Below are 13,688 nucleotides of genomic sequence, written 5' to 3'. Positions count from 1 at the left end.
GGGGGTCGGCGACCCGCTCGTGCCTTGTCCGCCAGTGTCCTGGCGGCGCTCCTGGTCGCGGGCTGCACCGAGGGTTACGCCCAGCCGCAGGCGGCGGGGGAGCGGCCCGCCATCGCCGGCGGGGAGACCGCCGCGCCGCCGCGGCCCGTTGATGTCAAGCTCGCTTCGGGTGACCCCCGGCAGAGCGGTGGTGTGATCGCCGCCGGTGGGGCGGACGCCGTCTACAACTACGGGCCTTCCGTGATGCTCGACCGCGGGCAGACCCGGATGTGGTGGTGCAGCCAGTACGGTGGTGCCGGGCCGGCCGGCGACGACATCCTCTACGCGCAGGCGCAGTCGATGGACGGCCCGTTCACCGCGCCCGGCGGCGGGATGCCGGCGGCCGTGTTCTCCGGCGCGCCCGGGCAGTTCGACGGCATGCACACCTGCGATCCGTCGGTGCTGCGGGTCGGCTCGACCTACTACCTGTACTACACCGGCGCCGCCGGTGACCACGCGCTGGGGAATGCCATCGGGCTCGCGACCAGCCCGGACGGCGTGCACTGGACCCGCGCGGCGGGCGGGCGGCCGATCCTCGGGCCGTCGCACGACGTGCACCGCGCGAACGTCTACGGCGCGGGCCAGCCCTCGGTGGTGTACCTCGACGGCTGGTTCTACCTGATGTTCACCGACACCACCGCCCGTGCCGCGGGCTGGAACGGCGCGGGGCAGTTCGTGCTGCGGTCGCGCGATCCGGCGTTCGGGTCCGGGGTGCAGGCACTGGACGTGGGCGGGTTCGTGCCGGTGACGTCGACGTCGGCGCCGCGGGCCCGCTCGGTCGTCGACGGGTTCAGCGCCGACCTGATGTGGGTCGGGGCGCTCGACGCGTTCGTCGTCGCGCACGAGACCGACGCGGGGACGACCCTGACGTTCTGGACGGCGGACTTCACCGAGCACCCCTTCCAGCCGGTCGTGATCCCCGGGCCGTGGAAGGAAGGGCCGGGGCTGGTGCGCCGGGCGGACGGCCACGCGCCGCTGTCGTCGGCCGATCCGTGCGACCGGGTGCCGTTCGACGTCGTGCGCGCCACCGTGATCGGCGGGGCCGGCGCGCCGACCGAGCTGCGTCACTTCGGGCTGGACCTGCTCGGCGCCCGGGCCTGCGCGGAGCCCGGCCGGGTGGCGGCGACGTTCGACGGGGTCACGATGCCGTCGCCGGAGCGGACGATGGACCTGGTGCGGGCCGGCGGGCGGGTGCGGATCGACCGGCGCGCGGTCGCGATGACGCTGGCGGGTGAGCTGCTGGAGAAGGCGCCGCCCGAGGTGGCGGTGTTGCCGGTGACGGCGCGGCTGCGGTCCGGTGCGGAGGCGGTGCAGACGCCGGACCGGGGGTTCGGGCTGCTGCTGGACGACGGCCGGTTGTGGCGGGTGCCCGACGGCGGTGTTGTGGGGAACAACGGCTCGTCGGCCCGCGCCGTCACCGCGGCGCAGTGGGACGGCTACCCGCGGGGTTCTTCGCTGGGCGGCTGAGCGCGGCCGATGCGCCCGCCGACGAAGAGCCCGAGCCCGGCGGGAATGAGGACGAGCAGGGCGGAGAAGGCGGCTCCGCCGGTCAGCGCGCCGCCGAGTTCCGAGACGCCGGTCTGGTCGACGAAGACGGCGCGCCCGATGACGTAGAGGATCCCGGCGACGGGCCCGGCGACCAGCGCGGAGATGAACCAGACACGGCCGCGGTCGGGCAAGCCGCGCCAGGCGTCGAGGGCGCTCCAGAGGGCGGCGGCCCCGACGAGCACGGCGAGCGCGAGCGAGACGACCAGGGTCTGGTCGGTGGGGTGGTAGACGGCGTACTTGGCGAGGAGGGTGATGGCGGCGCCGTGCAGCACCGCCATCCCGAGCCCGCGAATCACCCAGGCACTCATCCCGCGGAGTCTAGGCGACCGTGTTTTCGCCCCGCGCCGCCGCGATCGCGCGGCGCGCCGGCGGACCTTGTCCTCCGTCCGGCTCGCACTAGGGTGGACGGGTGTCTGAGACCTATGGACGACGTCGTGCGGCGCTGCGCGGGCTTCTGACCGAAGCCGGCGTCGACGCGCTGCTGGTCACCGATCTGCTGAACATCCGCTACCTGACCGGGTTCACCGGCTCGAACGCCGCGGTGCTGCTGCACGCCGGCGGCGACGACAAGACCCTCTTCTGCACCGACGGCCGCTACACCACGCAGTCGGCCGCCGAGGTGCCCGATCTGGCGAAGATCGTCGACCGGGCCAGCGCCGCCGCCCTGGTCGCGACAGCCGCGAAGGACGCGAAGACCTACGGGCGGGTCGGGTTCGAGAGCCAGCACGTCAGCGTCGAGGAGTACGAGACCCTCAGCAAGGAAGCGGCCCTCACCCGGGCCCCCGGGCTGGTGGAGCGGCTGCGGCTGGTGAAGGACGAGGCCGAGGTCGAGGCGCTGCGGCAGGCGTGCGCCGCGGCGGACCGGGCGCTGGACGACCTGGTCGCCGCCGGCGGGCTGCGGCCCGGGCGGACCGAGCTGGAAGTGGCCCGTGACCTGGAGAACCGGATGCTGGAGCACGGCTCGTCCGGGCCGAGCTTCGCCTCGATCATCGCCGCCGGCGCGCACTCGGCCATCCCGCACCACCGGCCGACGCACGCCGAGCTCAAGCGCGGTGACTTCGTCAAGCTGGACTTCGGCGCGACCGTCGACGGCTACCACTCCGACATGACCCGCACCTTCGTCCTCGGCGAGCCCGCGGACTGGCAGCGGGAGGTGTACGACCTCGTGCGCACCGCCCAGGCGGCCGGCACCCGGGCCGTCGCGCCGGGTGCCGAGGTGTCCGAAGTGGACGCCGCCGCGCGGAAGGTGATCGTGGACGCGGGGCACGGCGAGCACTTCGCGCACGGCCTCGGGCACGGCGTCGGCCTGCAGATCCACGAGGCACCGAGCCTGGCCGCGACGGGCGTCGGTACACTGGCCGCCGGTATGGCGGTCACCGTCGAGCCCGGCGTCTATCTCGCGGGGCGCGGTGGCGTGCGCATCGAGGACACGCTCGTCGTGCGGGCTGGGGAGCCCGAACTCCTCACCCTGAGCACCAAGAACCTCGTGGTCGTCTGACGGCGGCCGCGAACCCGAGATCGACACAGGAGACTCCAAGCTCGTGGCCACGACCAACGACCTGAAGAACGGGCTCGTCCTCAACCTCGAGGGCCAGCTGTGGACCGTCACCGCGTTCCAGCACGTCAAGCCGGGCAAGGGCGGCGCCTTCGTGCGCACGACGCTCAAGCACGTGCTCACCGGCAAGGTGGTCGACAAGACGTTCAACGCGGGCACGAAGGTCGAGACGGCCACGGTGGACCGCCGGAACATGACCTACCTGTACAAGGACGGCGCCGACTTCGTCTTCATGGACGGCGACACCTACGACCAGATCACGGTCCCGGCCGAGGTCGTCGGCGACAACGCCAACTACATGCTGGAGAACACCGAGGTCCAGGTCGCGGTGCACGAGAACGAGCCGCTCTACGTCGAGCTCCCGACGTCGGTCGAGATCGTCATCCAGCACACCGACCCCGGCCTGCAGGGCGACCGCTCCACCGGTGGCACGAAGCCGGCGACGCTGGAGACCGGCGCGGAGATCCAGGTCCCGCTGTTCCTGTCCACCGGCGAGAAGATCAAGGTCGACACCCGCGACGGCCGCTACCTGGGCCGCGTCTCCAGCTGATGCCGACTTCGAAGTCCCACCCGAACCGCGGCGGCTCGATCAGCCGCCGGCAGGCCCGCCGCCGTGCGGTGGAGATGCTCTACGAGGCCTCGCAGCGGGACGCCGACGCGGTGACGCTGCTGGCCGACCGTGTCGGCGCCACCGAGGTCGACCCGATCGGGGACTACACGATCAGCCTGGTCGAGGGCGTCACCGCCCGCCGGCCGCAGATCGACGAGCTGCTGGCCGAGCACGCGCAGGGCTGGACCCTGGAGCGGATGCCGAAGGTCGACCTCGCGGTGCTGCGGGTCGGGGTCTACGAGCTGCTCTGGGCCGAGGACGTGCCGGACCCGGTCGCGATCGACGAGGCCGTCGGCCTGGCGAAGGAACTGTCCACGGACGACTCGCCGCGGTTCGTCAACGGCGTGCTGGGCCGGATCGGCACGATCGCCGACCGCCTCCGCGCCGTCCTCTAGGTGCCGCGAGCCCCCCGACGAGTCAGTGAGCGTCTCCGGTGCCCCACCGGGGAACGCTCACTGCGTCGGTTTCGCGCACCTACGATCAGTCCTCCTTGGACGGGCGCGCCTCGGGCGGAAGAACACCCCAGTCGATGAGCTGCTCGGTCAGCTCGCCCGGGGTCATGTCGTAGATGATCGCCAGCGACCGCAGGTCCTCGGTCCGGATCGAGAGCACCTTGCCGTTGTAGTCGCCGCGCTGGCTCTGGATGGTCGCGGCGTAGCGGGCCAGCGGGCCCACCTTCTCCGCCGGCAGCTGCTGCAGGCGCTCCAGGTTGATCACGATCTTGGTGGCGGGCTCGGCGCCGGAGGGGACCCGGCCCTCGGGCAGCAGCTCGACCACCGGCACACCGTAGAAGTCGGCCAGCTCGGCCAGCTTCTGGACGGTGACGGCACGGTCGCCACGCTCGTACGAGCCGACGACGACGGCCTTCCAGCGCCCACCGGACTTCTGCTCGACCCCGTGCAGGGACAGACCCTGCTGCTGGCGGATCCCGCGGAGCTTGGCCCCGAGCGCCTTGGCGTAATCGCCCATCTGGTCGTTCTCCGTTCTTCACCCCCTTCCCGGTCGGGGTGACCGGTCCAGGGGACTCTGTGAGTCGAATACTCAGAGTAATGGTTACGCATTGTTGTCACCAGGTCAAGCAGGAGCTTGCCGCGAACCACGCCACACCACCCGTAAGACTGAGCAAAGTGCCTGCTACTGTCGGCGGGAAAGCCCCGACCAGCAGGGGAACAGACGTCCTTTAAGGACCCGTCCGGAGAGGCGGGGAAGGAGTCCGAAGTGTCGTCACGTCCGCGTGGCGCGGCTGGTTCGGCTGGGGAGCGCGAGCTCCTGTCGGCCGGCGATGTCGCGCGTACGATCGCCCGAATGGCCCATCAGGTCATCGAAAAAACCGCGAACGGTGCGGAACGCACTACCCCGCCCGTGTTGCTCGGCATCCCCTCTCGCGGCACGCCGCTGGCCGTCCGCCTGGCCGACAAGATCGGCGAGTTCTCCGGAGTCCGGCCGCCGGCCGGCGCTCTCGACGTCACCCTCTACCGGGACGATCTCCGCCGCCGTCCGCCGCGCGCGCTCGAACAGACGCAGCTGCCTCCGGACGGCATCGACGACCGGGTGGTGATCCTGGTCGACGACGTGCTCTTCTCCGGCCGGACCATCCGGGCCGCGCTCGATGCCCTCCGTGACCACGGCCGCCCCCGCGCGGTGCAGCTGGCGGTGCTGGTCGACCGCGGTCACCGCGAGCTGCCGATCCGCGCCGACTACGTGGGCAAGAACGTGCCGACCGCCCGCACCGAGGGCGTGTCCGTCCTGCTGGCCGAGATCGACGGCCGCGACGCGGTGCTGCTGCGGGCCCCGGAAGTCCCGGAAGCCCCGGAAGTCACCGAAGCCACTGGAGAGGACTCGTGAAGCACCTGCTCGCCACCGACGGGCTGGACCCGGCGCTGGCCACCGCCGTGCTGGACACCGCCGACGAGCTGAAGCACACCCTGCTCGGCCGGGAGGTCAAGAAGCTGCCGACGTTGCGCGGCCGCACGGTGATCACCCTGTTCTACGAGAACTCGACCCGCACCCGGGTGTCGTTCGAGATCGCCGGGAAGTGGATGAGCGCGGACGTGATCAACGTCTCCGCGTCGAGTTCCTCGGTGAACAAGGGGGAGTCCCTGCGGGACACGGCGCTGACGCTGGCCGCGGCCGGTGCCGACTGCGTGATCGTCCGGCACCCGGCGAGCGGCGCCGCCCAGCGGCTCTCGGAGTGGCTCGCCGAGCCCGGCACCTCGGTGGTCAACGCCGGCGACGGCACCCACGAGCACCCCACGCAGGCGCTGCTCGACGCGGCGACGTTGCGGGAACGCCTGGGTTCGTTGAAGGACCGGCGGATCGCCATCGTCGGGGACGTCCTGCACAGCCGGGTCGCCCGCTCGAACATCCACCTGCTCTCGGCCCTGGGCGCCGAAGTCGTGCTCGTCGCGCCACCGACGTTGCTGCCTTACGGTGTCGAGAGCCTGCCGGTTACCGTCTCGCACGACCTGGACGCCGAGTTGCCCGCGGTCGACGCCGTGATGATGCTGCGGGTCCAGGCGGAACGCATGACTGGCGGGGGCCCAGGGCAGAGCTTCTTCCCGAGCGCGCGTGAGTACTCGATCGCGTACGGCCTCTCCGAACGGCGGCTGAAGCTGCTGCCGGACCACGCGGTCGTCCTGCACCCCGGCCCGATGCTGCGCGGGATGGAGATCGCTTCGGCGGTCGCCGATTCCCCGGCCTCGGCCATCACCGAACAGGTCCGCAACGGCGTCCACGTGCGCATGGCGGTCCTCTACCACCTCCTGGCCAGCGAAGGAGCCGCCGCGTGAGCACCGTGATCCAGGGCGCCCGCCCCTACGGCGAAGGCGACCCGGTCGACGTCCTGATCGAGGACGGGGTGATCACCGCGATCGGCGCCGTCGACGTCCCGGAAGACGCCGAAGTCGTCGAGGCCGGCGGCCAGGTCCTCCTCCCCGGCTTCGTCGACCTGCACGTCCACCTGCGCGAACCCGGCCGCGAGGACACCGAGACGATCGACTCCGGCTCGGCCGCGGCGGCGCTCGGCGGCTACACCGCGGTGTTCGCCATGGCCAACACCGACCCGGTCGCGGACAACGCCGTGATCGTCGAGCACGTGTGGCGGCGCGGGCAGGAGGTCGGCCTGGTCGACGTCCACCCGGTCGGCGCGGTCACCGTCGGGCTCAAGGGCGAGAAGCTCGCCGAGCTGGGCACGATGGCGGCTTCGCAGGCGCGGGTCAAGGTGTTCTCCGACGACGGCCTCTGCGTCGCGGACCCGCTGCTGATGCGCCGCGCGCTGGAGTATTCGACCGCCCTCGACGTCGTCATCGCGCAGCACGCCGAGGAGCCGCGGCTGACCGTCGGCGCCCAGGCCCACGAGGGCGAGCGCGCGGCCCGGCTCGGCTACACCGGCTGGCCCGCTGCCGCCGAAGAGTCCATCGTGGCCCGCGACTGCCTCCTGGCCCTGCACGCGAAGGCACGGTTGCACGTCTGCCACGTCTCCACTTCGGGCACCGCGGACGTGCTGCGCTGGGCGAAGGACCGTGGCACGAAGGTGTCGGCCGAGGTCACCCCGCACCACCTGCTGCTCACCGACGAGCGCCTGGCCACCTACGACCCGGTGAACAAGGTGAACCCGCCGCTGCGCACCGAGTCCGACGCGGAGAAGCTGCGCACGGCGCTGGCCGAGGGCGTCATCGACTGCGTCGCCACCGATCACGCCCCGCACGCCGTGCAGGACAAGGACACCGAGTGGAGCGCGGCCCGGCCGGGCATGCTCGGGCTGCAGACCGCGCTGTCGATCGTGACGGAGACGATGGTCCGCACCGGGCTGCTCGACTGGCGCGGCGTCGCCCGCGTCATGAGCGAACGGCCCGCCGAGATCGGCAACCTGGCCGACCAGGGTCGCCCGATCGCGGTCGGCGAGCCGGCGAACCTGACGCTGGTCGACCCCGACGCCGAGTGGACGGTCCGGGGCGCGGAGCTGGCCAGCATCGCGGCCAACACCCCGTACGAGGGAATGCGGCTGCCCGGCGTGGTGACCGCGACGCTGCTGCGCGGGCGGATCACCGCGCGGGACGGGAAGATCTGCTGATGGAGCGCTTCTGGCTGGTGCTGGCGATCGTCGCCTTCTTCCTGCTCTGCCTGTGGGGCATGTACGTGGGCTGGCGGCGCAAGTCCCGCTCGCAGAGTGCCCGGGTGCCGCCGTTCCCCGCCATCCCGGCCGAGCCCGGAGAGGCGCTGCTGGAGTCCACCGGCGTCTACGTCGGCACGACGACCGCCGGGAACTGGCAGGACCGGATCGTCACGCGCGGCGCGGGACTGCGCACCGGCGCGGTCTGGCGGCTGCACGCCGGCGGAATCGCGGTCGAACGCGGTGGCGCGCCGGACTTCTGGATCCCGCGCGCCGCGGTCACCGGCGTCCGGCGCGACACGAAGATCGCCGGGAAGGTGATGGGCACCGACGCGCTGCTGGTGTTCACCTGGCGGCTCGGCGACGTCGATCTCGACACCGGTTTCCGGGGCGACGACCTCACTGACTATCCACAATGGACCGAACAGCTGAAGATCAAGGGAGGTGCCCAGTGAACGCGCGCGCTCAGGCCGCACTGGTACTCGAAGACGGCCGGGTGTTCCGCGGCGCGGCATACGGCGCGCAGGGGCGAACCCTCGGCGAGGCGGTGTTCTGCACCGGCATGACCGGGTACCAGGAGACGTTGACCGATCCGTCCTACCACGGGCAGATCGTGGTGCAGACCGCGCCGCAGATCGGCAACACCGGCTGGAATGACGAGGATGACGAGTCCTCGAGGATCTGGGTCAACGGCTACGTGGTGCGCGATCCCGCGCGCACGCCGTCCAACTGGCGCTCGAAGCGCTCGCTCGACGACGAACTGGCGCGCCAGGGGATCGTCGGCATCGCCGAGGTCGACACCCGGACGTTGACGCGGCATCTGCGCGAGCGTGGTGCGATGCGGTCGGGGGTGTTTTCCGGCGACGCGCTGGGCAGCGTCGAGGACATGGTCGCCGAGGTGCTGGCCAGCCCCAAGATGGAGGGCGCCGACCTGGCCGGCCAGGTGACGACGTCGAAGCCGTACGTCGTCTCGCCTTCGGGTGAGACACGCTTCCGTGTTGTCGCGCTGGACTTGGGCATCAAGTCCAACACTCCGCGGCAGATGATTCAGCGCGGTATCGAGGTGCATGTGCTGCCTTCGACGTCGTCGCTGGACGAACTCCTGGCGATCGAGCCGGATGGTGTGTTCCTGTCCAACGGCCCGGGTGACCCGGCCACCACGACGCACGCGACCGAGCTGACCAAGCAGATCCTCGGCCGCGAGATTCCGTTGTTCGGGATCTGCTTCGGTAACCAGGTTCTTGGTCGCGCGCTGGGGCTGGGGACGTACAAGATGCGTTACGGCCATCGCGGTATCAACATCCCGGTGATCGACGTGGCGACCAGGCGCGTCGCGATCACCGCGCAGAACCACGGCTTCGCCCTCGAAGGCGAGCCCGGCCAGCGCTTCGAGTCGCCGTTCGGCGCGGCGCAGATCAGCCACTATTGCCCGAACGACGACACGGTCGAGGGCGTGCGCGCCCTCGACGTCCCCGCGTTCTCGGTGCAATACCACCCCGAAGCCGCGGCCGGTCCGCACGACGCGGCGCCCCTGTTCGACGATTTTGTTTCGCTGATGGAGAAGAAGGCCTGATGCCGAAGAGGACGGATATCCAGCACGTGCTGGTGATCGGCTCCGGGCCGATCGTGATCGGGCAGGCCGCGGAGTTCGACTACTCCGGTACCCAGGCCTGCCGGGTGCTGCGCAGCGAAGGTCTGCGTGTGTCGCTGGTGAACTCGAACCCGGCGACGATCATGACCGATCCGGAGTTCGCTGACGCGACCTACATCGAGCCGGTGACGCCGGACTTCGTCGAGAAGGTCATCGCCGCCGAGCGTCCGGACGCGCTGCTGGCGACCCTGGGCGGGCAGACCGCGCTGAACTGCGCGGTGGCGTTGCACGAGCGCGGCGTGCTCGACAAGTACGGTGTCGAGCTGATCGGTGCCGACATCGACGCCATCCAGCGCGGCGAGGACCGGCAGAAGTTCAAGGACATCGTCCGCACCATCGGCGCCGAGGTCCCGCGCAGCCGGGTGTGTCACGACATGGACGAGGTCCGTGCGACCGTCGCGGAGCTCGGGCTGCCGGTCGTGATCCGGCCGTCGTTCACCATGGGCGGGCTCGGCTCCGGCATGGCGCACACGTCCGCGGACCTGGAGCGGCTGGCTTCCACCGGGCTCACCGAGTCGCCGGTCACCGAGGTGCTCATCGAGGAGAGCGTGCTCGGCTGGAAGGAGTACGAGCTCGAGCTGATGCGTGACAAGCACGACAACGTCGTGGTCGTCTGCTCGATCGAGAACATCGACGCGATGGGCGTGCACACCGGCGACTCGGTCACCGTCGCCCCCACGATGACGCTTACCGACCGTGAGTACCAGGTGATGCGTGACGTCGGCATCGCGGTGCTGCGGGAGGTCGGTGTCGACACCGGCGGCTGCAACATCCAGTTCGCGATCAACCCGGCCGACGGCCGGATGGTCGTCATCGAGATGAACCCGCGCGTGTCCCGCAGTTCCGCGCTGGCGTCGAAGGCCACCGGCTTCCCGATCGCCAAGATCGCCGCGAAACTCGCCATCGGCTACACCCTCGACGAGATCCGCAACGACATCACCGGCGAGACCCCGGCGGCGTTCGAGCCCACTTTGGACTACGTCGTGGTGAAGATGCCGCGGTTCGCCTTCGAGAAGTTCCCCGGTGCGGACCCGACGCTGACCACGACGATGAAGAGCGTCGGCGAGGCGATGTCGTTCGGCCGCAGCTTCCCCGAGGCGCTCGGCAAGGTGATGCGGTCGATCGAGACCAAGGCGACCGGGTTCTGGACGCTGCCGGACCCCGACGGCGCGACCATGGAGTCCACTTTGGACGCCCTGCGCACGCCGCGCGAGGGCCGGCTGTATGAGGTGGAGCGTGCGCTGCGGCTGGGCGCCACCGTCGAGCAGGTGCACGAGGCCTCCGGCATCGACCCGTGGTTCATCGACCAGATCGCCTACATCGCCGAGGTCGGCGCCGAGGTCCGCGACGCCCCGGTGCTCGACGGCGACCTGCTGCGCCGCGCCAAGCGCACCGGCCTGTCCGACCGGCAGATCGCCGCGTTGCGGCCGGAACTGGCCGGCGAGGACGGCGTCCGCACCCTGCGCCACCGCCTCGGCGTGCGGCCGGTCTTCAAGACCGTCGACACCTGCGCGGCCGAGTTCGCCGCCAAGACGCCGTACCACTACTCGGCCTACGAGTCCGACCCGGACGCGGAGACCGAAGTGGCCGCGCAGAGCGAGAAGCCGAAGGTGCTCATCCTCGGCTCCGGGCCGAACCGGATCGGGCAGGGCATCGAGTTCGACTACTCCTGCGTGCACGCGGCGATCGCGTTGCGGGAGGCCGGGTTCGAGGCCGTCATGGTCAACTGCAACCCGGAGACCGTGTCCACCGACTACGACACCTCCGACCGGCTGTACTTCGAGCCGCTGTCGTTCGAGGACGTCCTCGAGGTGGTGCACTCCGAACAGGCGTCCGGCACGGTCGCCGGCGTCATCGTCCAGCTCGGCGGCCAGACCCCGCTGGGGCTGGCGAAGCGACTGGCCGACGCCGGTGTCCCGGTGGTCGGGACGCCGCCGGAGGCGATCCACCTGGCCGAGGACCGCGGCGCGTTCGGTGAGGTCCTGACCGACGCCGGGCTGCCCGCGCCGCGCTACGGCACGGCGACGTCGTTCGAGGGGGCGAAGCGGATCGCCGACGAGATCGGCTACCCGGTGCTGGTCCGGCCGTCGTACGTGCTCGGCGGACGCGGCATGGAGATCGTCTACGACGAGGAGACCCTCGCCGGCTACATCAGCCGCGCCACCGAGATCACCCCCGAGCACCCGGTGCTGGTGGACCGGTTCCTCGACGACGCCATCGAGATCGACGTCGACGCGCTGTTCGACGGCGAGGAGCTCTACCTCGGCGGGGTCATGGAGCACATCGAAGAGGCCGGCATCCACTCCGGCGACTCCTCGTGCGCGCTGCCGCCGATCACGCTCGGGCACACCGACCTGGAGACCGTCCGCCGCTCCACCGAGTCGATCGCGCGCGGCGTCGGCGTCCGCGGGCTCCTGAATGTCCAGTACGCGCTCAAGGACGACGTCCTGTACGTCCTGGAGGCCAACCCGCGGGCGTCGCGGACCGTGCCGTTCGTGTCGAAGGCGACCGCGGTGCCGCTGGCCAAAGCCGCCGCGCTGATCATGACCGGCTCCACGATCAAGGACCTGCGCGCCGACGGCGTCCTCCCGGCCGAAGGCGACGGCGGACGGATGCCCGCCGACTCACCGGTGGCGGTGAAGGAGGCCGTGCTGCCCTTCCACCGCTTCCGCACCCCCGAAGGGCACGGCGTGGATTCGTTGCTGGGCCCGGAAATGAAGTCCACCGGTGAGGTGATGGGCGTCGACGTCGACTTCGGCAAGGCGTTCGCCAAGTCGCAGAGCGCCGCATACGGCTCGCTCCCGACGTCCGGGCGCGTGTTCGTCTCGGTGGCCAACCGCGACAAGCGCTCACTGGTCTTCCCGGTGAAGCGGCTCGCGGACCTCGGGTTCGAAATCCTCGCCACCTCAGGTACCGCGGAAGTGCTGCGGCGCAACGGGATCGCCTGCTCGGTGGTGCGCAAGCACTACGAAGGGTCGACCGACGCCGAGCCGAACATCGTGGACGTCATCCTGAACGGCGGGGTCGACATGGTGATCAACACCCCTTACGGGAACAGCGGTCCGCGCGTCGACGGCTACGAAATCCGCACCGCCGCGGTCTCGCGCGACATCCCGTGTGTGACGACCGTGCAGGGCGCCGCGGCGGCCGTGCACGGCATCGAGGCGCTGATCCGGGGCGACATCGGGGTCAAGTCCCTCCAGGAGCTCCAGGCGGCGCTGAAGGCGCGGTCGTGAGCGCGGCGTCGTCGGTGTCTTCGGCGTCGGAGCGGTTCGGGGCGCGGCTGGCGAAGGCCGTCGCGGCCCGGGGCCCGCTGTGCGCCGGGATCGACCCCCACCCGGGCCTGATCGAGGCCTGGGGGCTCCCGGTGGACGTCTCGGGCCTGGAACGGTTCGCGCTGTCCGCCACGGAGGTCCTGGCGGCGCGCACGGCGATCGTGAAGCCGCAGTCGGCGTTCTTCGAAGCGTTCGGCGCGGCCGGCGTCCGGGTGCTCGAGCGGGTCGTCGAAACCGCGCGCGACGCGGGCGCGCTCGTGCTGCTGGACGTCAAGCGCGGCGACATCGGCTCCACGATGGCGGCGTACACGGCCGCGTACGTGGCCGACGGCGCGGCGATCGCGGCCGACGCGATCACCGTCTCGCCGTACCTGGGGTTCGGCTCTTTGGCCGAATGCGTCACCACGGCCCGCTCGGCGGGGCGCGGCGTCTTCGTGCTCGCCCGGACGTCGAACCCGGAAGCGGCCGCCGTGCAGAACGCCCGGCTGCCCGACGGGCGCACCGTGGCACAGGCGATCGTCGATTCCGCGGCGGCATTCAACGACGATGCGGCACCGTTCGGCGATGTGGGTGTCGTCGTCGGCGCCACCATCGCGCCGGGGGAACTCGATCTCTCGCGGTTGAACGGTCCGGTCCTCGCCCCCGGTTTCGGGGCCCAGGGAGCCACTGTGGCCGATTTGCGGCGGGTGTTCGGTCCAGGGCTGCCAGGCGTGCTCCCGGCGTCGTCCCGGGACATCCTGCGCCACGGTCCGGAGCAACCCGCTTTGCGCCAAGCGGTCGAACGCATCGCCGAAGTGCTGGCTGACCCGCAGGAAAACGGCCAATAGCAGGACCCGGAATCGGCCCCCACCAGCCACCCCCGCATTGTGGCCGGTGCTCACGGGTGGGTACCGTCGCGT

At 71.1% G+C, this 13,688-nt stretch carries 13 protein-coding genes; 11 read left to right on the top strand and 2 right to left on the bottom strand.

Annotation, left to right across the window (positions count from 1 at the left end):
- Positions 1-24: 24 nt before the first annotated feature.
- Positions 25-1,506 carry a beta-xylosidase gene (locus tag AB0M82_RS23080; RefSeq protein WP_364725180.1) on the top strand — a complete coding sequence of 494 codons (1,482 nt, stop codon included), beginning with the start codon at positions 25-27 and terminating at the stop codon, positions 1,504-1,506.
- Here AB0M82_RS23080 and AB0M82_RS23075 read toward each other — a convergent pair.
- Positions 1,476-1,895, bottom strand: coding sequence for a B-4DMT family transporter (locus tag AB0M82_RS23075; RefSeq protein WP_364725177.1), 420 nt, complete (start codon positions 1,893-1,895; stop codon positions 1,476-1,478). The two genes, AB0M82_RS23080 and AB0M82_RS23075, sit on opposite strands and share 31 nt — an antisense overlap.
- 101 nt (positions 1,896-1,996) lie before the next feature.
- Between AB0M82_RS23075 and AB0M82_RS23070 the strand changes: the two genes are divergently transcribed.
- From AB0M82_RS23070 to nusB, 3 genes are read left to right on the top strand one after another with little or no spacing between them, the layout of a single operon-like run.
- A complete protein-coding gene (locus AB0M82_RS23070; protein ID WP_364725174.1) occupies positions 1,997-3,085 on the top strand; it encodes a Xaa-Pro peptidase family protein in 1,089 nt (362 codons plus the stop codon).
- Positions 3,086-3,128: 43 nt separating this feature from the next.
- Positions 3,129-3,692 carry an elongation factor P gene (gene efp, locus AB0M82_RS23065; RefSeq protein ID WP_086856368.1) on the top strand — a complete coding sequence of 188 codons (564 nt, stop codon included), beginning with the start codon at positions 3,129-3,131 and terminating at the stop codon, positions 3,690-3,692.
- A complete protein-coding gene (nusB, locus tag AB0M82_RS23060; RefSeq protein ID WP_364725171.1) occupies positions 3,692-4,147 on the top strand; it encodes a transcription antitermination factor NusB in 456 nt (151 codons plus the stop codon). The genes efp and nusB overlap by 1 nt, the downstream gene beginning before the upstream one ends.
- Positions 4,148-4,232: 85 nt before the next feature.
- Here nusB and AB0M82_RS23055 read toward each other — a convergent pair whose 3' ends face one another.
- Positions 4,233-4,721, bottom strand: a complete 489-nt coding sequence (locus AB0M82_RS23055; RefSeq protein WP_003096372.1) for a helix-turn-helix domain-containing protein — start codon at positions 4,719-4,721, stop codon at positions 4,233-4,235.
- 249 nt (positions 4,722-4,970) lie between these two features.
- Between AB0M82_RS23055 and pyrR the strand changes: the two genes are divergently transcribed.
- Genes pyrR through pyrF form a run of 7 tightly spaced genes read left to right on the top strand, consistent with a single transcriptional unit; the run spans position 4,971 to position 13,616 of the window.
- On the top strand, positions 4,971-5,597 hold the full coding sequence (gene pyrR, locus AB0M82_RS23050) for a bifunctional pyr operon transcriptional regulator/uracil phosphoribosyltransferase PyrR (RefSeq protein ID WP_364725168.1): 627 nt from the start codon (positions 4,971-4,973) through the stop codon (positions 5,595-5,597).
- Positions 5,594-6,541 (top strand): aspartate carbamoyltransferase catalytic subunit, encoded by a 948-nt coding sequence (locus tag AB0M82_RS23045; protein ID WP_364725165.1) that lies wholly within the window; start codon positions 5,594-5,596, stop codon positions 6,539-6,541. The genes pyrR and AB0M82_RS23045 overlap by 4 nt, the downstream gene beginning before the upstream one ends.
- The gene (locus AB0M82_RS23040) at positions 6,538-7,824 is read left to right on the top strand and encodes a dihydroorotase (RefSeq protein WP_364725162.1); all 1,287 of its coding nucleotides are present in this window, start codon (positions 6,538-6,540) and stop codon (positions 7,822-7,824) included. The genes AB0M82_RS23045 and AB0M82_RS23040 overlap by 4 nt, the downstream gene beginning before the upstream one ends.
- Positions 7,824-8,318, top strand: a complete 495-nt coding sequence (locus AB0M82_RS23035) for a transporter (RefSeq protein WP_364725160.1) — start codon at positions 7,824-7,826, stop codon at positions 8,316-8,318. Before AB0M82_RS23040 ends, AB0M82_RS23035 begins: the two co-directional genes overlap by 1 nt.
- A complete protein-coding gene (gene carA, locus AB0M82_RS23030; RefSeq protein ID WP_364725158.1) occupies positions 8,315-9,436 on the top strand; it encodes a glutamine-hydrolyzing carbamoyl-phosphate synthase small subunit in 1,122 nt (373 codons plus the stop codon). The genes AB0M82_RS23035 and carA overlap by 4 nt, the downstream gene beginning before the upstream one ends.
- Positions 9,436-12,750: a carbamoyl-phosphate synthase large subunit gene (gene carB / locus AB0M82_RS23025; RefSeq protein ID WP_364725155.1), complete on the top strand. Its 3,315-nt coding sequence runs from the start codon at positions 9,436-9,438 to the stop codon at positions 12,748-12,750. The genes carA and carB overlap by 1 nt, the downstream gene beginning before the upstream one ends.
- Positions 12,747-13,616 (top strand): orotidine-5'-phosphate decarboxylase, encoded by an 870-nt coding sequence (gene pyrF / locus AB0M82_RS23020; protein ID WP_364725153.1) that lies wholly within the window; start codon positions 12,747-12,749, stop codon positions 13,614-13,616. Before carB ends, pyrF begins: the two co-directional genes overlap by 4 nt.
- Positions 13,617-13,688 lie beyond the last annotated feature (72 nt).

This window comes from Amycolatopsis sp. NPDC051128, from assembly GCF_040682715.1.
Classification (GTDB): domain Bacteria; phylum Actinomycetota; class Actinomycetes; order Mycobacteriales; family Pseudonocardiaceae; genus Amycolatopsis.
The sequence above is the reverse complement of the archived record's forward strand: the minus strand, read 5'-3'. Positions and strand labels throughout refer to the sequence as shown.

Bases quoted from the DNA above. Each gene is read 5' to 3' on its own strand.
- AB0M82_RS23075 (WP_364725177.1), bottom strand. From the start codon at position 1,895: ATGAGTGCCTGGGTGATTCGCGGGCTCGGGATGGCGGTGCTGCACGGC.
- nusB (WP_364725171.1), top strand. From the start codon at position 3,692: ATGCCGACTTCGAAGTCCCACCCGAACCGCGGCGGCTCGATCAGCCGC.
- AB0M82_RS23055 (WP_003096372.1), bottom strand. From the start codon at position 4,721: ATGGGCGATTACGCCAAGGCGCTCGGGGCCAAGCTCCGCGGGATCCGC.
- AB0M82_RS23035 (WP_364725160.1), top strand. From the start codon at position 7,824: ATGGAGCGCTTCTGGCTGGTGCTGGCGATCGTCGCCTTCTTCCTGCTC.
- carB (WP_364725155.1), top strand. From the start codon at position 9,436: ATGCCGAAGAGGACGGATATCCAGCACGTGCTGGTGATCGGCTCCGGG.